The following is a 20,963-nucleotide window of genomic DNA, read 5'->3' on the forward strand; positions in this document are numbered from 1 at the left end:
CTGAATCGGCGTTCGATCCAGTAAATTGAGTGAGTATGTCTAGTCTTTTTTTACCTTTCTGTACTCCACCGTGCCGACGGGCTCATGTGGCAGGCGATGTTGAAGCAGCTGCCGGTCATGTTGGCACCCGGCACGCTGGTCAGCTTGGCGCCGGTGTAGATGGTGAAGCTGTTGGAGAAGCGCAGGCTGCTGTCCACCACCACGGTCACGTTCTCGATGTGATCTTTGATCGGGGTGGTCATCTTGTGTGACATCCCGGCGTTGTGGCATACCGAACAGTTGGCCCACCCTTCCCCCGGGGTGGCGAACGGCGAGATATGCGCCGCCACGAGATGCGCACCGCCGCCGCCCGAGTAGTCCTCGAAGCGCGCGTTGGCCCAGTTGGCGTAGCTGCCGAACACGGTGGCGGTGTTCTTCGGCGCAGGCGGATAGCCGTGGCAGGAGTCGCAGGCGCCGCCGACCGGCTTGAAGGCGCCGCCGACGCCATTGTGCGGATGGCAGTCCAGGCAGCCCGAGGTGTAATGGCCGGTTTCAGGCACGCCGGCGCGGTAGTGGTTGGTCTTGGTGTGGCAGACCTGGCACAGGCCGCGGTTGTAGGTGGTCTCCACCAGCGTGTTGATCCGGTCGGTGTAGGCGATGGTGAAGCCCCCGATCTCGCTTCTGATCATGGAGAGGTTGCCGGTGCCGTGCGTGTCGTGGCACTCGCGGCAGTTGATGTCCACGTTGTCCTTGGTGACGTGCGTGCCGAGGTTCAGGATGCGCGCCGAGACGATGGCGGCGTTGCTGTGGCAGGAGGCGCACAGCGTGTTGTCGTTGTTCATGAGCAGACGCTTGCTGTCCCCCAGGGTCCCGGTGATGTGGGTCGCGTTCCTGTCGTGGCACACGGTGCACTGGTTCGCAGCGGCGAAGCGGCCGTGGCCGGAGGTGCCGAAGTAGGCCTTGTACGGCGCCTGCACCCCGTTGGGGAGCGTCGATGGGTTCTGCGCGTGGCACACGGTGCACTCGATGCGGGTGGTGGTTTTCCAGTCAACCAGCTGGCCGGCGTGGCACCCAAGGCACAGCGAGCCGTTGCCGCTCTTCAGGTCCGGCGAGCCGTTCATGTGCGTTGCGGTGGTCCCGACGTGGCAGGCCTGGCAGGCGGTGTACTCGCTCCCCAGGAAGTTGCCCGGGCCGTAGACCGCGGTGATGTGGGTCGCATGCTGGTTGGTCGCCATCGGGCTCGGGGTCGAAGCGGAGCCGCCGTGGCAGGTGATGCACAGGTTGCGCGCCTTGTAGGCGACGACGGAATCGGCCACCGCCTGGCTGATCGCACCCGCGTCGCGCAGGGTCGGCACCGCCAGCGTGGTCACCGAGTCGTCGATCACGCCGTTGTCCAGGATGTCGATGGAGTCCATGGCCAGCTGTTTCGAGTAGCGCGGGTTGTGGCCGAAGGAACCGAGCTCCCGCAGCAACAGGGCGTAGTTGAAGGCGGCGCCCATGACGTTCGCACCCTGCTGACCGGAGCCCCAGTTACGCTCGTTGAAGTGCGGCGCCTTCTCGGTGTAGATGAAGCCCTTGGCCGCCAGTTGGGCACGCAGCACTTCCAAAAGGCTCGTGAAGGAGTCGCGCGCCAGCAGGCGCTGATCTTCCGTCATGTTGGTGCCGTGGCAGGTGGTGCAGATCGAGCTCACCCCGCTTCTGAAGGAGTGGCCGTAGGTGCCGTTTCTGTGGCACATGACGCAGGGCCCCTTGGCGTTGTCGAAGCCGAGGTTGCTGTGGGTGGCGCCCAGGTCGTAGTTGCGTCCCGGGAATTGGTAGCCCCCCTTGGCGTACATGGTGGCGCCGGAGACCGCGTAGTGCGGCGGGATGAAGGCGAGGTTGGTGAAGTCCGCGTTCGCCTGCAGTTTGTCCGTGATCACCTGGCCGGTGTTGGTGCCGCTGTGGCAGGTCATGCACAGGTTGGACTCGCCCACTGCCGGGTTCAGGTAGGTGGGCTCGTTGGCGAACGGCTTGGACGGCGCCATGGTGCGCAGCGCGCCGGTGGTGATGTCGACGTGGCAGGCGCGGCAGGTGACCATCTCCTTGGTCTTGTCCGCGGAATCGCCCCAGGCCGTGGTCACCTTGGCGGTGGAGAAGTTCACGAAGCCCGTGGTGGTGTGGCACTGCACGCAGCCGTTCATGGTCTTGAAGTCGTAGCTGGAGAACGCCGGCGCGGCCCCGTGGGCGTGACCCGAGGTGTACCACGCCTGGCGGATCGCCTGGTTGGTGACCGTCGAGAAGTGGCAGTCGGTGCAGGCCGAACGCGAGGTGACGTAGGTCGCCGGGTAGGCGCCGGTGGTCATGTTGCCGTAGTGCAGCGTCTCCAGGTCGCCCTGCACCGCCGCGAAGCTGGAGTGCGGGTTGTGGCAGGAGATACAGAGAACGTTCCTGCCGATCTCTACCGTGTGGTTGGGGACGATGCCCAGGCCGTTGTAGTGGCATCCCGCGCAGACGCCCGGGTCCGCCTCGGGCTGATGCGCCCCCCCCTTGTGGCAGGAGGTACAGGTGACGCCAACCGTCTTATGCATGGAGCGGTCATAGCCGGAGAAAATCGAGTCGGTGTGGCAGGCGGCGCAGAAGTAACCGCCCACCGGGCCCGCGGAGGCCGCCAGGTTGACGAAGGTGTTGGAGTCGACGCTCGAGACGTTGACCGGGGTCGGCATGGCACCGGTGGTATGGCAGGAAACGCAGGAAACGCCCAGGGACTTGTGGTTCGAGGAGGACCACAGGGTGAACGCCATCGGGGTCGGGTAGACGCCGGTGGCGGAGTGGCAGCCGTTGCAGTCGGTCCGCATGGAGTCGATCAGCGAGTCGACCACCTTCACCTGGGTGGTGGAGGTGGAAACCGCGACGCCGTCCAGGTACTGTGTGGCGCGGAACACGTAGGTGCCCAGCGTCATCGGCACGAAGTTCGGGTTCAGGGTGCTGGCGTCCTGCAGGGTGACTGCCGGGCCGCTCTCCTGGCTCCAGGTGAAGGTGCCGCCACCCTGCATCGAGCCCCTCAGGGTCACCTTGGTGACGATCATCCCGGTCTGGCTCTCGCCGGCGCTGATCCCCACCGAGGAGAAGGACGCTGTCACGGCGGCCGGACCGGTTACGTTCCTGACCGTGATGTTGGCCTGGCCGAGGTAGGGGAAGCTGATCGCGCCGCCGGAAAGGTTGGTGGCCGTGCCGCCGCTGACGGAGGTCAGCACCGAGTTGGCATTGGGGGTGACGGTGAAGACCGCGGTGCCGCCGTAGGTGACCTGGGTGCTGGCCGGGGTGATGCCGCCCGGGCCGTAGGCGGTGCCGCTGACCGTGTACTTCTGGGCGGTGAAGCCCGCGATGAGGGACTGGGGCGAGCCGTCAGCCTTCTTGAAGGTCGTGGAGTAGTGCGTTGTGTAGTTGCCGATCACCTGGGCCACACCGGTCTTGGTCAGACTGGTGATCTTGAACCCGGGGTTGGCGGTTACCTTCACCGGAACCAGTTCCGAGGTGGTGAAGTTGGTGTACACGACCGTACCGGAAGCTGTCTGGACGGGGTTGTTGCGGATCTGGAGGGTACCGCCGGTGTTGTTCAGCTTGGTCTGCAGTTGGAACGACGTCGCAGCCCACGACCAGAGCGCCCCCGATATGACGGCCGTAGCAGCCAGAACAGCCAGTGTTTTTTTCAGCATATCCTTCCCCTGTCCCTGGTCCTCACGTGCGGTAATGGACGACTTAGAGGTACGAAATAGTCCTACGGTCCGCCTAATGAGCAAAAAGCATACCCGGTATCCGATACGCCAAATGGCGTATGATGGATTTGTCGGACAGGTGAAGCAACTTCTCTAATGAGCACGAGAATTTTTGGAAAGGCAGTACTGGAAGGGCTTGGGGAATTTTAAGAATAAAGCACCGCGCGCACGCCCTGCGGGGCTGTTTAGGGATATCACCGGAAGGTTCGTGGGGTAAAGGGATGGGTTTGGCAACAACACGGTAACAGAATGGTAAGGCGAGGCTAACTAGACGGGACACATGGTTCACGGCGTCCGCTCGCCCGGCCAGGGAGGCCGCCAGGCCGAAAGCATGGGCGCGGCTAACCGCAAATTGGTGAGAGCAGAGGGTGACGCCCCGGCAAGTCCGGGGCGTCACCCTCTGGGGTTACTGCAGAGGTCTTGCGTAGTTCGGGGTACCTATCCTGCCGGTGCCTGCGGATCCGTCGTGCTTGTTGCAGGCGCCGCCCCAGGTGGAGGAGGCGGTGTAGCAGGTAGGCGCCGTGGTGGTGGACCAGTTGGCCTCCGAGATATTGAGGCCAAGCTCCGCGCCGTAGATGAAGCGGTAGCTCTTGGTGGCCCCCTGGGTCAGGGTGGTGATGGAACGGTTGTTGCCGTGGATGCCGCCGATGTTGTTGACACCACCGCCCATGTGGCAGTTGAAGCAGACGATGCCGTGGTCGTTGTAGGTGCCCGCACCCCAAGGGACGTTGTCGAAGCTGCTGTGCTCGATACGGGCCTTGCCGGTCACCGTCACGTTCGAGTAGTTGTAGACGGTGCTCAGGTGGCAGCGGTAGCAGACGAAGGTTGCAGTGCCGTCGTTGGTGTTGGTGGCAGCCGCGTCGGCCCCGTTTTTGTCCTGCAGCATCCGGGTGGCGTTCCTCGCACCGTGGGCGTTGCTCTCGTTCAGGTGGCAGTCGGAGCAGTGCAGGCCGGTACTCCAGGTCATGCCTACGCCGTCCTTCGAGGTGCCGGTCCAGCCGCCGCGGGACGCGTAGGTAGACGCGTAGGTTGAGGTGTAGCGCTTGGTGTAGATGTTCAGGTTATGATGGCTGGCGTAGGCGCTCCCCACCGCGTTGCCGGAGTTGAACTGCGACTTCACGTTGAGCGGCGAACCGCCGTCCAGCGGGTTGAACGGGGTCAGTTTCCTGGCCAGCGCCGTGCCGGTGGTGATGCCGTCACCGGCGGTGTTGACGGTGATGGTGGAGGCGCCGTCGGCGTCGTGGCAGTTGACGCAGAAGCGGTCCATATTGTCACGGTCTCCGGAGCTGATGCTGGCGCCGCCGGCGCGGCGTCCCGGCCAGACCCAGTAGTTGGTATTGGCAGCACCGGGGTTAGCCTGGCTGTCGACGTTCCTAAGGAGAACCGGGGCACCGCTTGTGCCATGCAGGCTGACCTGCTTCACCGAGCTCTCGGTGGAGGTGGTGTCGCCCTCGGCATGGCAGACGATGCAGTCCACGTTCTTGACGGTGGTGTTCTTGATGTGTCTGGACGGGCGTACGAAGTCGTCGCCGGTGGCGCCGAGCGTCGCGCCCACGACCTGCTGGCGCACGCCGCGCGGGGAGTTGTGGCACAGCAGGCAGCTGCCGCCGGAGCCTTTGAAGCCGGCGTTGTGCGAGTGACACTGGGTGCAGTTCACGGTGCCGTTATGGCCCGCGGTCGTGTTGTTGTACTTATGGGCGACGGTCTGGCTGTGGCACACCTCGCAGATCCGGTTGGAGGTAGCGTGGACCGTATCGCTGCCCTTGTCGGTTGCCGGATCAAGATAGGAGACCGCGATGGTCGGGCTGTTGTTGGTGGCCCAGTTGCTGCCGTCGCCAGTTGCCACGCTGGTCTGCATGCGCATGATGTTGGCGGTGCTCATATTGTGGCAGGTGGCGCAGGTGAAGCCGCCGTACTTCTTGCCGGGCTCACCCCAGCCTCCGTTGGCGCTCCACTTGGTGGAGCCGGTGGTTGTGGAGGTGTGCAGCATGGGGCTGTTGGCCCAGGCGGTGCGCACCGGGGTGTAGGGGCCGACTGCTACGCCGGTTGCCGAGTAGTTGCCGCGGGAGTCGACCGCGAAGATCTTGTAATAGTAGACCGTGCCGTTGACAAGCGGCGCGTCGATGAAGTTGTTAAGGCTGCCGACATAGGCCACGGTGCTGGAGCCGATGACGTTGTCCAGGAGGTAGCTTGCGCCTTCCACCGGGGTGTCGGTGACGGCGCTGCCGGCGCGGCGCAGCACCACGATGCCGGCGAAGTCGGAGTCGGCCGGGTTGGTCCAGTACAGCGAGTTGGAGGCAATGCCGGCAGCGCCACCCGCGGCGGTGACGTTGGCCGGGGAGAGGTTGTCGATGGTGACAGTCGCAGAGGCGGTGTCACCGTAGGATTTCGGGTTGCTGGATGCGATCGCGGTCACGGCGCCGGTGACGGCATAGCTGGCGCCGGGAGGTGCCGGCATGGCCGTCGGCGCCTTGGCGTCGATCACCAGGACGTACTGGGTCGGGGTCGTGGTCACCGTGATCGGAGTGGTCAGGGTGATGGCCACGGTGTTGGACGACGGGTTGGCGCTGCCGTATATGATGGTGCCGGTGTCGTCGGTGACTTCCAAAGAGGCGATGCCGGCCCAGGTGCCGTTGGCGAGCGTCACGGTGATGCCGGTGACCGTGTCGGTCCCCGCCTGGGTAGCCAGGGTGAAGGCGTCGAGGTCCATCTCGATAGTGCCCGGCGCGATGGTGATATTGGTTTCGCCGGTACCCTGGCCCACCGTGGTTGTGGCCGCAGCGGTGGTGAAGCTCGTGGTGGTGCTATAGGCCGAGACGTTGCCGGCGGCGTCCATGGCCCTCACGTGCCAGTAGTAGGTGGTGCCGTAGGCCAGCGTCGGCGCGAAGGAGAGACCGGTCTGCCAGGTGCTCTGCTGCACGCCGGTGGTGAAGCCGGAGTTGGTGGCGATCTCGAAGAAGTACTGTACCGATGCCGTGATGTTGGCGTCGGTCGCCGCGGTCGTGGTCAGCGACGTGGTCGTTGCCACGGCGGTGGCGAGGTTCGCCGGGGTGGAGTTGGCGAAGCCGGTCGGAGCCACGGTGTCGACGTAGACGGCAACGCTGGCAGGAGTCGGGTCTGCGTTGGAGGCGTTGTCTACCGCGCGCGCCAGGATGGTGTGAGCCACGTAGTCCTCGGCGGGCAGGGTCCAGGAGTAGCTCCAGGAACCGGTGCCGGCGGCGGTGTTCCAGGTGCTGCCGTTGTTCACGGAAACCTGTACCGAGCCCAGCGGATTGGTGCCCGCGGTCGCGGTACCGCTGATTGCGGCCGGCGAGGTCGAGAAGACGGTGCCGGCGGTCGGTGCGGAGAGTACGGTCTCAGGTGCCACCACGCCCGAGGTGAAGCTCCAGGTGGTGGTGTAGGCGGTGGGGTTGCCGGCGGCGTCCTTCGCCATGACATGCCAGAAGTACTGGGTGGCAGGAGCCAGGGTCGGGGTGAAGCTGGTGCCAAGCTGCCAGCCGCTCTGCTGCACGCCGGTGGTAAAGCTGGAGTTGGTGGCGATCTCGAAGAAGTATTGCACAGCGGCCGAGGTGTTGCCGTCGGTGGCGGTGGTCGAGGTGAGCGAGGCATTAAGCGCCACGGCGGTGGCCAGGTTGGCCGGCGCCGAGTTATTCAACCCTGCCGGGGCGACGTTATCCACCCGGACGGTCACCTGTGCCGGGGTGGCGTCGGCGTAGCCGAGGCTATCGACCCCCTTGGCGAGGATGGTGTGCGCCACGTAGTCCTCGGTGGACGGTGCCCAGGTGAAGGACCAGGAGGTGGTGCCGATGGCGGCAGCCCAGGTGGTGCCGTTGTTGGTGGATACCTGGACCGAAGCGAGCGGGTTGGCGCCGGCGCTTGCCGTACCGGTGATGGATACCGGACCGGTGGTGATGACGGCGTTGGCCGCCGGCGCGCTCATGGTGGTGTCGGGGAGCGCGATGGCCGAGGCGGAACCGGAGATGGTGGTGCCTGCGGAGAGGTTGCCCACTTCGTCCAGGGCGCAGACCCTGTAGTAGTAGGTGGTGCCGTTCACGACGGTGTTGTCGAAGTAGGAGGTGCCGTTTCCGGTGTAGAGCGCGCTACCCGAGCAGTCGGCCGGGGCGGAGACGCTCGACTTGACCACCTTATAAGTATTGACCGGATCGAGGCCGGCGCCGGTGTCGGTTGCGGCGGTCCAGCTGATCTTGATGTAGCCGTCGCCGGAGGAATCGCTCGCGCTGCCGTCGGTCGGCGGGGTGGTGTCGACCGCGAAGTCGAGGCCCGTGGCCACGGTGAAGTCCGGGGTGCCGGTGAACGCGGTCCAGGCGCTGACCGCACCCTTGCTGTCCTTCGCCCTCACCCTCCAGTCAAAGGAGCCGTCGGCGAGACCGCCGCAGAAGGCCTGGGCGGTGGCCGGGCCGGTGACGTAGGGGCTTGCGCAATCGGCGATGCCGTCGTTGTTCAGGTCGACCTCGAGGAGCACGGAGTCGCCGTTGCCGCCGTCGACGGTCGCGCCGATGACCACCACGTTGGTGGAGGCGGCGGCGCCGGAAGCGATGGCCGTGGTGCCGTCGGCCTGGAACTGCGCGAGCGCGGTCGGGGCGGCCGGGGTGGCGTTGGTGAGCGCAACGGTGAAGTCGGGGTCGCTGCCGCCGAAATCGACCCAGGCGCTGTAGTAGGTGCCGTCGGTGGTGCGGGCGCGCCACTTGTAGGAGAGCCCGTCGGTGAGACCGGAGCAGCTTGCAGCTGCCGTCGAGCCGCTGGTGACGGCTACCGAGGAGCAGTTGGCCACGCCGGCGAAGGCGTTGCCGTTGGTGATCATCTCTACCTGCAGGGTGACATTGTCACCGTTGGGGTCGGAAACGGGAGCCTTCACCACCACGGTGGAACCGGTGGCGGTGCCTGCCTGGGCGATGGCGGTGGTGCCGTCGGCCTGGTACTGGGCGGCTACCGGTGCATCCGGGCCGCTCTGGCCGATGGTGCTGAAGCTCCAGGTGGTGGAGTAGTTGGAGATATTGCCGGCGGCATCCTTCGCCCTCACGTGCCAGTAGTAGGAGTTGCCGCTGGCAAGCGTCGGGGCAAAACTGGTGCCGGTCTGCCAGGTGCTCTGCTGCACGCCGGTGGTGAAGGTGTTGTCGGTTGCCAGTTCGAAGAAGTACTGAACCGCTGCGCTGGTGTTGGCGTCGGTTGCAACCGCGGAGGTCAGGGAGGTGGCCAGCGCTACGTTGGTGGCCAGGTTGGCCGGGGTCGCGTTGGCGACGTTGGCCGGCGCCACGTTATCGACGCGGACCACGACCTGCGCCGGGGTAGCGTCGGCGTAGCCCAGGCTGTCCACACCCTTGGCAAGGATGGTGTGCGCTACGTAGTCCTCGGTGGGCGGTGCCCAGGTGAAGGACCAGGGGGCGGTGCCGGTGGCGGCGGCCCAGGTGGTGCCGTTGTTGGTGGAGACCTGGACCGAGGCGACCGGGTTGGCGCCGGCGCTGGAGCCACCGGTGATGGATACCGGGGCGGTGCCGACCACGGCGTTGGCGGCCGGGGCGGTGATGGTGGTATCCGGCAGCGCGATGGTCGAGGGGGATCCGGAAACGGTGACGCCTGCGGAGAGGTTGGTGGCCTCGTCCAGGGCGCACACCCTATAGTAATAGGTGGTGCCGTTGGTAACGGCGTTGTCGAAGTACGAAGTGCCGTTGCCGGCGTAGAGCGCCGCGGCCGAGCAGTCGGCCGGAGTGGAGACGCTCGACTTGACGAGCTTGTAAGTATTCACCGGGTCGAGGCCGGCGCCGGAGTCGGTGGCGGCGGTCCAGCTCACGGTGATGTAGCCGTCGCCGGAGGTCGCGCTGGCGATGCCGTCGGTCGGCGGGGTGGTGTCGATGCCGAAGTCGAGGCCGGTGGAGACCAGGAAGTCAGGGGTGCCGCTGAAGGCGGTCCAGGCGCTGGAAACGGCCTTGCTGTCCTTGGCGCGCACCCTCCAGTCGTAGGAGCCGTCGGCAAGACCGTTGCAGATCGCCTGGGCGGTGGCCGGGCCGGTGACATAGGGGCTCGCGCAGTCGGCAACGCCGTCGTTGTTGAGGTCGACCTCGAGGAGGACCGGGTCGGAGTTGCCGCCGTCGACGGTGGCGCCGATCACCACCACGTTGCTGGTAGCGGTGCCACCGGTGACGATGGCCGTGGTGCCGTCGGCCTGGTACTGGGCCAGGGCGGTCGGGGCAACCGGGGTGGTGTTGGGGACCGTGACGGTGAAGTCAGGGTTGCTGGCGCCGAAGTCTACCCAGGCGCTGTTCAGGGTGCCGTCGGTGGTGCGGGCGCGCCATTTATAGGCAAGCCCGTCGGTCAGGCCGGTGCACGTAGCGGATGCGGTCGAGCCGCTGGCCACTGCCACCGAGGAGCAGTTGGCCGTACCGGAGAAGGTGTTGGCGTTGGTGATCATCTCCACCTGGAGGGTCACGTTATCGCCGTTCACGTCGGTGACAGTCGACTTGATCACCACCGAGGTGCCGGTCGCGGTGCCGGCCTGCGCGATGGCGGTGCTGCCATCGGCCTGGTACTGGCTGGCGGACGGTGCGTTAGGCGCGGTCGGCCCGATGGTGGTGAAGCTCCAGGTCGTGGTGTACGCCGAGATGTTGCCTGCGGCGTCCTTAGCCCTCACGTGCCAGTAATACGTAGTGCCGCCGGTAAGCGTCGGTGCGAAGGTCCTGGTGGTCTGCCAGCCGCTTTGCTGCACCCCGGTGGTGAAGCCGCTGTCGGTGGCGAGTTCGAAGAAGTACTGGACCGCAGCGCTCACGTTGGCGTCGGTTGCGGTACCGGAACTGAGTGAAGCGGTCAGAGCCTGGTTGGTCGCCAGGTTGGCCGGGGCCGTATTGGTGAGGCCAGTCGGGGCCACGGTATCGACGATCACGGTGACCGATGCGGGGGTGGTATCCTCGTTGGCTGCGTTATCGACCGCCTTGGCCAGGATGGTGTGGGAGACGTAGTCTTCGCTAGGCAGGATCCAGGAGAAGGACCAGGCGGAGGTGCCGGCCGCCGCGCTCCAGGTGGAGCCGTTGTTAGTGGAAACCTGAACCGAACCGAGCGCATTGGTCCCGGCGGTGGCGCTACCGGTGATGGAGGCCGGGCTGGTGGAGAGAACTGCCGATGCCGCCGGGGCGGAGATCGCGGTGTCGGGACGGACGATGGCGGCCGCCGTGCTGTAGCTGAACGGATACGAACTCACCATCGCGTTGCCGGCGGTATCGGTGATGCCGGTGCCGGCGGTCACGGTGTAGGAAGTGGAGCCTGTCTGGCCGGTCGGGGTGAAGACTGCCTGGCTGCCGGAGCAGCTGGTCTTGGCCCAGGTCACCGCGGGCGCGATGGTGACGCTGCTGGTGGTGACCGTGGCACAGTTGACCGCCTCGCTGAAGTTCAGGGTAACGGTGCTGTCCGGGGTGATGCCGGTGGCGCCGGTGGTCGGGACCGTGCTGGTAACCGTCGGCTTGACGGTATCGACCAGGACGGTGACCGGGGAGCCGTACACGAGGGAGACGTTGCCCGCCGCGTCCTTGGCCCAAGGATAGAGCGTGAAGCTGCCGTCGCTGGCCACGGTGTAGCTGGTCGGCGCGGAAGCGAGCCACCCCGCGTCGCCGGCAAGCGGAGCGGTGGAGCTGGTGGTGATCATATAGCCGGTCACGCCGGTGTTGTCGGTCGCAGCGAAGCCGGAGACAGTGATGGTCCGGGACAAGGACGGGGTGGTGGCCGCAAAGCCTGCCGAGACCACCGGCTTGGTGGTGTCGGTCCCGTTGGAGACGGTGACGGTGATGGCCTGCTCGACGTGGGACTTCGCGGAGTCGTGACCGACACCCATGACCACGATGGTGTAGGTGCCATTGGCCGTGCCGGCTGGAACGGTCACCTTGGCGTCGGTACCCATGTTGTCGGCGATGCCGTCAAGGTCCTTGCCGGCGGTGGCGTTGTCGTAGGCCGCATTCCTGGTACCGGTGTCCCAGGCGGTGGTGTCGAAGTTGATGGTGTAACCAACCGGGCTATTGGGAAACTCAGACGCAGTGCTGTAGGAGTTGGCGGTGGCCCAGCCGGCCGAAACGCCGTCGGTCGCATCCCACACGCTATTCCAGCCCGGGATCGCGGGAGAGTTCACCGTACCCTTGGCAAGTGTCCACCCTGTCGGCAGGTTGATCTCGGCGCCGACGCCGACCTGGCCGCCCGCGGCGTTGGTCACGTTGGTGAACTTCCAGTCGATCTCGAAGGAGCCGCCCGGGGCGACCGTCACCGAGGTCCCCACCACGCCGTTGATGGCGGTGGTGATGGTCGCGTCCGGGTCGGCCTGCACGTGGCAACCGGAACCGCTGCAAGAGCCGTACTTGGTCGGCCACGCGTTGGCGTAGTCGGGCATGAAATAGGTGGTCAGGCCGAAAACGGCGACGATCAGCGTCATCACCAGCGAGCCTATCAGGTTCATGCGGGTCCTGCCGCTCATGTTGCGCAGCAGCCCCACCCCGGACGCAGCTTCAACTGTTTCCTGAGTTGTCGACACTCTCATCGATCTCCTCAAATCCTTCATCGAGCGCTCCTATCTAGTATTGCGTCCAGCTGCCGGTTGCGCCCTTGCTGTCGGTGGCGCGAGCCTGCCATTTGAAACGCCCGTTGGGAATGCCGCTGCAGGTCGCAGCCGCAGTGCTGCCGCTGGTTACCAGCGTGCTGCTGCAGGTCGGGGTGCCGGTGAAGCCGGCGGCTACGTCGGCAAGCTCGATGTCGAGCTGCACGGTGTCGCTGTCAGGGTCGGTCACCGTCCCCTTGAAGACCAGCGCGGTCAGGTTGGTGTAGAGACCCTTGGTCAGCACCGTGGTGCCGTCGCTCTTGTACTGAACCAGCGTGGCCGGCGCGCCCGGAGCGTTGTTCGGGGCCGGGGCCGAGGTGGTGTAGCTGAAGGGGTAGCTGGCGGCCAGCGTGTTGCCCGCGGTATCCGCCGCCGCCGCACCGACGGTCACCGTGTAAGTTGTGGTGTTGGCCTGGCCGGAGGGGGCGAAGACCGCCTGGGTCCCGGAGCAGCTGGATCTGGTCCAGCCAACCGCCGGAGAGATGGTCACCGTGCTGGTGGTCACCGTGGTGCAATTGATGTTCTCGCTGAAGTTCAGGGTCACCGCGCCGTTCAGGTTGGTCCCGGTGGCGCCGTTCACCGGCACCGTGCTCGATACCGTCGGCTTCACCGTGTCGACCACGACCGCGACCGGCGTGCCGTACACCGCGGAGACGTTGCCGTAGGTGTCCTTGGCCCAGGGGTACAGGGTGAAGCTGCCGTCGGAGGCGACCGTGTAGTTGGTGGGGGCGGTGCCGAGCCACCCCGCGTCGCCGGCAAGCGGTGCGGTGGCGCTGGTGGTGATCATGTAGCCGGTAACAGCGTTGGCGTCGGTTGCGGCGAACCCGGACACAGTGATGGTCCGCGACAGCGACGGCGTCGTGGCGGCAAAGCCCGCGCTTACTACCGGCTTGGTCGAGTCGACGAAGACGGCAACCGGCGAGGCGTAGACGTTGGACACGTTACCCGCGGCATCCTTGGCCCAGGGGTAAAGAGTGTAGCTGCCGTCGGCGGCCACGGTGTAGCTGGTCGGTGCGGTAGCGGTCCACCCTGCTGCGCCGGCAAGCGGTGCGGTAGCGCTGGTGGTGATGATGTACCCGGTGACCCCGGTGTTGTCGGTGGCTGCGAAACCGGAAACCGGTATGGTCTTGGAGAGTGAAGGGGTGGTTGCAGCGAATCCAGCCGAGACCACCGGCTTGGTGGTGTCGCCACCGCCGCCGCTGGTGACGGTAACGGTGATCGCCTGCTCCACGTGGGATTTCGAGGAGTCGTGGCCGACGCCGAGGACCACGATCTGGTAGGAGCCGGCGGCCGTGCCGGCCGGAACGGTCACGATGGCGTCGGCACCCATGTTATCGGCGATGCCGTCAAGGTCACCCGCCGTGGCGTTGTCGTAGGCGGCGTTCCTGTTCCCGGTGTCCCACGCGGTGGTGTCGTAGTTGACGGTGTAACCAACCGGGCTCGACGGGTATTCGGCTGAGGCGCTGTAGGAGTTGGCGGTGGCCCAGCCGGCGGGGACGCCGTCGGCCGCATCCCAGACCGCATTCCACCCGGGGATGGCCGGGGAGTTGACGGTACCCTTGGCGAGCCCCCAGCCGGTAGGCAGGTTGATCTCGACGCCGACGCCCACCTGGCCCCCCGCTGCGTTGGTCACCTTGGTCACCTTCCAGTCCACCTCGAAGGTGCCACCGGCGGCGACGGTCACCGCGGTCCCCACCACGCCGTTGATGGCGGTGGTGATGGTCGCGTCCGGATCGACCTGCACGTGACAGCCCGAGGCGCTGCAGGAGCCGTACTTGGTCGGCCACGCGTTGGCGTTAGGCATGAAGTAAGAAGTGACACAGAATCCGGAGAACAGCAGGATCATCACGAGTGCCGCGACCAGGTTCATGCGCACACGACCGCTCACGTCCCCGATGATCCCATCCAGCGACTGGACAGTTGCCAGTTCCGAACCTTTCTGCGGGTGGATTCCTGCTTCTACAACTGCTTTTTTCATAGTGACCTCTTCCCCATCGTTTTTTGCCGTTATGTATCGAAAGCTCAAAGTTCTTTGTAAGTCCCTCCCGGGCCGGAGTCCGGGAGGAGCGTGGTTACAGGTTGACATGGCACATGGTGCAATCGCGTGCTCCGCCGAAGTCGTTGACCCAGTGTACGGTCACGCCGTTGTGGCAGACGATGTTGGAGCAGCTGCCGCTGGCGTAGCTGCCGACGGTGTTGAGGTACCCCTTCGAGGTGTCGTAGCTCGAAGCACCCGCTTTGTAGGTGCGGGTCTTGTTCCAGCCGGCAAGGCCGCCGGTGTAGGAGACGAAGGCCGCGTCGGTGACCTGGGCCTTCGACTTGATATAGGTGCTCGGCAAGAAGGCGATGTCGTTCTTGCCGTTGACGTGGTTGGCCAAGTTGCTGATCCTGGAAGCGCCCAGGGCGTCGGTGTTGTTGCCGGTGGTGTTGCCGTGGCAGGCCGCGGTGGAGCAGGAGCTGTTGTACTTGTTCCTGGCCACGTTGACCGTGTTGTAGTGGCAGATGTTGCAGCCGATGGTGGTCGATTGCGCCGGGTCGCCGTGGCCGGCGTTGACGCCCACCGCGCCCGATGCCGGCAAAAGGCCGGTGGTGCCGGAGTAGATGTTGTCGTAGTGGATGCCGACCTTGTGCGCCGCGTGCGAGTCGGTGCTCGGTGCATTCTCGTGGCAGCCCGAGCAGCGGGTCGCTGCGGTGTAGGTCTGGTTCCACTGCGGCGTGGTAGTGTTCTCGTGGCAGTAGACGTTGGAGCAGGAAACCGTGCCGGTGCCGGTGCTGCCGATGAGGCCGGCGGCGCTGTTCTTCTTCCTGAGCGTGCTGGCGCCGGTGACCGTGTTCAGCTCCACCTCGACGCTGCCGTTCATGTGGTTCGCCAGGGTGACCGGGTGGCAGTTGGCGCAGCCGAAGCCGTAGGCCTTCCAGGTGACACCGTCGGTGTCGGAACCGGTGGAGACGTTGGCGGTGTAGTTGTAGAACGGCAGGGTGCCCCAGGCGGTGCCGACGTGGCGGGTGTGGGCGCCGGAGAGGGTGCCGTGGCAGCCTTTGCAGTCAAGCGTCGCGCCCCAGACGGCGTTGGCGGCGGTGTAGCCGGTGCCGGCGTGGCAGGAGACGTTGGAGCAGGTCTTGCTCCCCGGGTAACCGAAGCTTGCGGTGCCGCCGGCGAGCACGTCGGCCACCTTGTTGGTGTGGTTGCCGATGATCTGGGTGCCGGTTGCGTCCACGGTGCTGCTGTGGCACAGCACGCAGGTGGCGGCGCCGGCTGCTTTGACGTGCTTTTGGTGCGAGTTGGCGCTTGCGGACCCTTGGGGCCCGCTGGTGTAGTTCGGCTCGCCGGCAACCGAGGTGAAAGCGACCCCGGCGGTGCCGAAGGTCTTGGCGCCGTGGCAGCCGTTGCAGCCCAGTGCGGTGCCGCCCCAGGACGGAGCTGCCGGCTCGACAGTCGCAACCATCCCGGTCTGTCCCTTCTTGCCGGAGCTGTGGCAGTAGCTGGCGGAGCAGACGCCGCCGACATAGGTGCTGCTCTTGCCGGCCTTGACGCCGGAGTAGTTCACGTAAGTGTCGGCGTGGACCAGCGTGTTGGAGATCTGGGTATCGCTGGAGACTGTTTGCGCGTGGCACTCCACGCAGCCGTAGTTGGTTACGGCGGAGCCGGTGTTCATGTGCTGCGGGTGCGAGCCGGTGGCGAGGATGTTGGTGCCCAGGGCCACCGGGCCGCCGTGGCAGCCGTTGCAGCCAATGGTCGCGCCCCACTGTGCGTCGGCCACGCCCGCCACCTTGCCGTTGCCGGAGTGGCAGCTGATGTTGGAGCAGGTCTTGTTGGCGCGTTTGTAGAAGGTCTTGCCGCCGCCCGAGGTGAAGTTGTTGAAGCCGTTCAGGTGCTGGCTGCCGCTGATGATGGCGGTGCCGTTGCTCGTGGTCTTGGAGTGGCAGTAGACGCAGGTCGCTGCCCCGCCGCTCCCCACGTGCTTCTTGTGGGAGTTGGCGCTCTCGGTCCCCGGCAGGCCGGAGGTGTAGTTAGGCTCGCCGGCTACGCTGGTGAACTCGACACCGCCGGTGCCAAGGCCTTGCGCGCCGTGGCAGCCGGTGCAACCCATGCCGGTGCCGCTCCAGTTCGGGGCCGCCGGTTCGATGGTGGCCACCATGCCGGGCTGCCCCTTCTTACCGGAGGTGTGGCAGTAGGTCGCGGAACAGGTGCCGCCGACCACGGTGCTCCTCTTGCCGGCCCTGACACCGGAGTAGTCCACGAAGTTGTTCATGTGGTTGGCGGCGCCCAGGGTGGTGTCGCTGGTGACCGTGTTGGCATGGCACTCGACGCATGCCAGGTTGTCGCCGATCACCGAGGCCTGGTTGGTATGCTGCGCGTGGGCGCCGGTGACGATCCTGTTGGTGGCGAGGCCGACCGGGCCGCCGTGGCAGCCGTTGCAGCCAAGGGTGGCACCCCACTGCGCGTCGGCGACCGAGACGATCTTGCCGTTACTCGAGTGGCAGCTGATGTTGGAGCAGGTCTTGTTCACCTTCTTGCCGAAGCTCAGGTCGGCTGCGGTGTAGTTGGAGAAGCCGTTCAGGTGTTGGCTACCGGCGATCAAGGTGGTGCCGTTGCTGGTGGTCTTCGCATGGCACTTGGAGCAGGTGCTGGCGCCGGCGGCGCCGACGTGTTTCTCATGGCTGTTGGCGGCGGCAAGGCCGGAGCTCACGTAGTTCGGCTCGCCGGCGACGGAGGTGAAGGCGACCCCTGCGGTCCCGAAGGGCTTCGCGCCGTGGCAGCCTTTGCAATCTATGGCGGCGCCGCCCCAGACGGGAGCAGCCGGTTCGACCGTTGCCACCATGCCGGTCTGTCCCTTCTTGCCGGAGGTGTGGCAGTAGGTGGAGGAGCAGGTGCCGCCGCTGTAGGTGGTGCTCCTGCCCGCCCTGACGCCGGAGTAGTCGACGAAGCTGTTCAGGTGGTTGGCAGGCGTGGATACCAGCGAGTCGCTGGAGACCGTCTTGGAGTGGCACTCGACACAGCCCAGGTTGTCGCCCAGGACGCTCGTCTGGTCCATGTGCTGCGGGTGGCTGCCGGTGTTGAGCTTCCTGGTGCCCAGGGCCGCGGGGCCGCCGTGGCAGCCGTTACAGCTAAGGGTGTCGCCCCATTGGGCGTCGAACACGCCGGACACCTTGCCGTTGCCGCTGTGGCAGGTGATGTTGGAGCAGGTCTTGTTGGCGACCTTGCCGAAGCTGCCGTTGGCAGAGGTGTAGTTGGCCATGCGGTCCAGGTGCTGGCTTCCCGCGATGACGGCCGTACCGTTGGTCGTGGTCTTCGAGTGGCAGTTGGAGCAGGTGGTGGCACCGGCCGCCCCCACGTGCTTCTTGTGGGAGTTGGCGTTGGTGGCGCCCGGTCCGCCGGTCAGGTAGTTCGGCTCACCCGCGATGGAGGTAAACTCGACCCCGGCGGTCCCCAAGGGTTGTGCGCCGTGGCAGCCGGTGCAACCCATGGCCGGTCCGTTCCAGTTCGGGGCCGCCGGCTCGACGGTAGCCACCATGTTCGCCTGACCCTTCTTGCCCGAGGTGTGGCAATAGGTCGCGGAACAGGTGCCGCCGACGACGGTGCTCCTCTTGCCCGCCTTGGCGCCGGAGTAGTCCACGAAGGCGTTCATGTGGTTTGCCGGGGTGCCGATGGCGGTGTTGCTGGAGACGGTGTTGGAGTGGCACTCGGCGCACACCAGGTTATCCCCGAGCACCGAGGGCTGGTTGATGTGGGCGTTGTGCGCCCCGGTGTTGATGATGTTACTGCCCAGGGCAGCCGGACCGCCGTGGCAGCCGTTGCAGCCAAGGGTGGCGCCCCACTGCGCATCGGCTACCGAGACGACCTTGCCGTTGCCCGAGTGGCAGCTGATGTTGGAGCAGGTCTTGTTCACCTTCTTGCCGAAGCTCAGGTCGGCGGCGGTGTAGTTGGCGAAGCCGTTCAGGTGCTGGTTCCCTGCGATAAGTGTGGTGCCGTTGGTCGTGGTCTTGGCGTGGCACTTGGAGCAGGTGGTGGCGCCGGCGGCGCCGACGTGCTTCTCGTGGCTGTTCGCCGCGGCGAGACCGGAGCTCACGTAGTTCGGTTCGCCCGCGAGGGAGGTGAAGGCGACCCCTGCGGTACCATACGGCTTCGCGCCGTGGCAGCCGTTGCAACCCATGGCAGCGCCGCTCCAGGAGGGAGCTGACGGCTCGACCGTCGCCACCATCCCGGACTGTCCCTTCTTACCGGAGGTATGGCAGTAGGTGGCGGAGCAGGTGCCGCCGCTGTAGGTGGTGCTCCTGCCCGCCCTGACGCCGGAGTAGTCCACGAAGGAGTTCATGTGGTTGAGCGGTGTGGATACAGCCGAGTCGCTGGAGACCGTTTTCGAGTGGCACTCGACGCAGCCCAGGTTGTCCCCCAGAACGGCTGCCTGGTCCATGTGCGCCGCGTGCTTGCCGGATGCGAGTTTCCTGCTGCCGAGAGCCGCAGGGCCTCCGTGGCAGCCGTTACAGCCAAGGGAGGTGCCCCACTGGGCGTCGAACACGCCGGACACCTTGCCGTTGCCTGAGTGGCAGGTGATGTTGGAGCAGCTCTTGTTGGCGGCCTTGGCGAAGGTGCCATTGGCGGAGGTGTAGTTGGCTAGGCGATCCAGGTGCTGGCTTCCCGCGATGATGGACGTGCCGTTGGTCGTGGTCTTGGAGTGGCAGTTGGCGCAGGTGGTGGCGCCTGCCGCGCCCACGTGCTTTTCGTGGCTGTTCGCTGCTGCAAGGCCGGAGCTCGCGTAGTTCGGCTCGCCGGCGATGGAGGTGAAGGTGACGCCGGCGGTACCGAAGGGTTTTGCGCCGTGGCAGCCGTTGCACCCCATGGCCGGCCCGCTCCAGGACGGGTTGGCAGGCTCGACGGTGGCGACCATGCCGGTCTGCCCCTTCTTGCCGGAGGTGTGGCAGTAGGTCGCGGAGCAGGTGCCGGAGACCAGGGTGCTGCTCTTGCCGGCCCTGACGCCGGAGTAGTCCACGAAGTTGTTCATGTGGTTTGCCGGCGTCGCGATGGCGGTGTCGACCGCGACCGTCTTCGCGTGGCACTCGGCGCACGCCATGTTGTCGCCGATCACCGAGGGCTGGTTCGTGTGCTGGGTGTGCGCCCCGGTATTGATGACGTTGCTGCCCAGAGCAAGCGGGCCACCGTGGCAACCGTTGCAGTTAAGGCTGGTGCCCCATTGGGCGTCCGCTACCACGGGGACCTTGCCGTTGCCCGAATGGCAGCTGATGTTGGAGCAGGTCTTGTTGGCCTTCTTGCCGAAGCTGGCGCTGGCGGAGGTGTAGTTGATGAGGCCGTCGATGTGCTGGCCGCCGGCGACGATGCTGGTGCCGGTGGTCGTGGTCTTGGCGTGGCAACTGTTGCAGGTGGAGGCACCCGCCGCCCCGACGTGCTTCTCATGGCTGTTGGCGGCGGCAAGGCCGGAGCTCACGTAGTTCGGTTCGCCCGCGAGCGAAGTGAAGGCAACCCCTGCGGTCCCCATCGGCTGTGCGCCGTGGCAGCCGTTGCAGACCATGGCCGCACCGCTCCAGGACGGGTTGCCCGGCTCGACGGTCGAGGCCACGCCCGCCACACCCTTCTTGCCCGAGGTGTGGCAGTAGGTGTTGGAACAGGAACCGCCGGAGTAGTTCTTACCGGCCTTCGCGCCGGAGTACTCGACGAAGGTGTTGACGTGGTTCGCGGTAACGGCAATTGCGGAGTCGCTCGCTGCGGTTTTCGCATGGCACTCGACGCAGCCGTAGTTGCTCCCCAGGGCCCCGGGGTTGTTGATGTGGGCCTGGTGCTTTCCGGTAGCGAGGATCTTGGTCCCCAGGGACGCCGGACCGCCGTGGCAGCCGTTGCAGCCCAGGGTCGCGTTGCCCCAGTTGGGCACGGTGGTTGTCGTGAAGGGACCGGTCTTGGTGGTGCCGTCGCTGTGGCAGTAGAGGCCCGAGCAGGATCCAAAGGTGTTGGTCTGGCTCGGGAGAAAATCGTTGGTCGGGCCGGAGTAGCTCCCGCCGTTGTTCGGTGTCGCGGTGAAGTTGAGCGCAATGCCGCGGTGGGTCACGCTGGTCGCATGCGCAAACGGTTTCGCCTCGGCGCTGTGGTCCGTGTGGCACTTGACGCAGGCGCCGGTGCCGGTGCCGTAGTAGGTGCCGTGCTTGGAACCGGATACGGGGTGCCCCGCGGAAAGCGAGGAGCCGTGGCAGCTGTTGCAATCGACCGGGCTGGCATAGGCCGCGCTCCCCCACTCGGGGCTGGTGCGCTCGAAGTGGCAGTTCACGTTGGAGCAGGACCCCAGCGGAGTCGGGGGCACCGAGGTCTGGTTCACGAAGGCGCGGCTGTAGCTGCCGGTCGCGGAACCGTTGATGTTGCCGGAGACCTTGATGTCGTCGGTGCGGTGGCCGGTCTGGTACACGAGTACGCCGGAGCCGTGACACTTGACGCACGACAGCGCGTTACTGTCGGCATGGCTGCCATGGTTTCCCTTGAATGCACCGGTGGCCGGAATACGCCGTCCGTTGGCTGAATCAAGAGGAGGCATGGTGTGGCAGGCATCGCACCCGTAGTTGTACTGCGGTGCGGCCTCGGCCTTTGTGCCAGCCAGGAGCGCAGCTCCCAGCGTCATCAGCAAAGCTATCACTCGTGG

The 20,963-nt window shown here is 66.0% G+C and carries 4 protein-coding genes; all 4 read right to left on the reverse strand.

From position 1 onward, the window contains the following. Nucleotides 1–50: 50 nt before the first annotated feature. Nucleotides 51–3,674 carry a cytochrome c3 family protein gene (locus KP004_RS16820; protein WP_216799581.1) on the reverse strand — a complete coding sequence of 1,208 codons (3,624 nt, stop codon included), beginning with the start codon at nucleotides 3,672–3,674 and terminating at the stop codon, nucleotides 51–53. Nucleotides 3,675–4,140: 466 nt separating this feature from the next. Further along, nucleotides 4,141–12,264 carry an Ig-like domain-containing protein gene (locus KP004_RS21200; protein WP_239026842.1) on the reverse strand — a complete coding sequence of 2,708 codons (8,124 nt, stop codon included), beginning with the start codon at nucleotides 12,262–12,264 and terminating at the stop codon, nucleotides 4,141–4,143. 34 nt (nucleotides 12,265–12,298) lie between these two features. Further along, a complete protein-coding gene (locus KP004_RS16835) occupies nucleotides 12,299–14,299 on the reverse strand; it encodes an Ig-like domain-containing domain (protein ID WP_216799582.1) in 2,001 nt (666 codons plus the stop codon). Between the two features lie 94 nt (nucleotides 14,300–14,393). Then, nucleotides 14,394–20,942, reverse strand: a complete 6,549-nt coding sequence (locus KP004_RS16840; RefSeq protein ID WP_216799583.1) for a CxxxxCH/CxxCH domain c-type cytochrome — start codon at nucleotides 20,940–20,942, stop codon at nucleotides 14,394–14,396. Nucleotides 20,943–20,963 lie beyond the last annotated feature (21 nt).

It is taken from the genome of Geomonas oryzisoli, from assembly GCF_018986915.1.
GTDB lineage: Bacteria > Desulfobacterota > Desulfuromonadia > Geobacterales > Geobacteraceae > Geomonas > Geomonas oryzisoli.

Coding starts and splice junctions, on each gene's coding strand:
- KP004_RS16820 (WP_216799581.1), bottom strand. CDS start 3,674: ATGCTGAAAAAAACACTGGCTGTTCTGGCTGCTACGGCCGTCATATCG.
- KP004_RS21200 (WP_239026842.1), bottom strand. CDS start 12,264: ATGAGAGTGTCGACAACTCAGGAAACAGTTGAAGCTGCGTCCGGGGTG.
- KP004_RS16835 (WP_216799582.1), bottom strand. CDS start 14,299: ATGAAAAAAGCAGTTGTAGAAGCAGGAATCCACCCGCAGAAAGGTTCG.
- KP004_RS16840 (WP_216799583.1), bottom strand. CDS start 20,942: ATGACGCTGGGAGCTGCGCTCCTGGCTGGCACAAAGGCCGAGGCCGCA.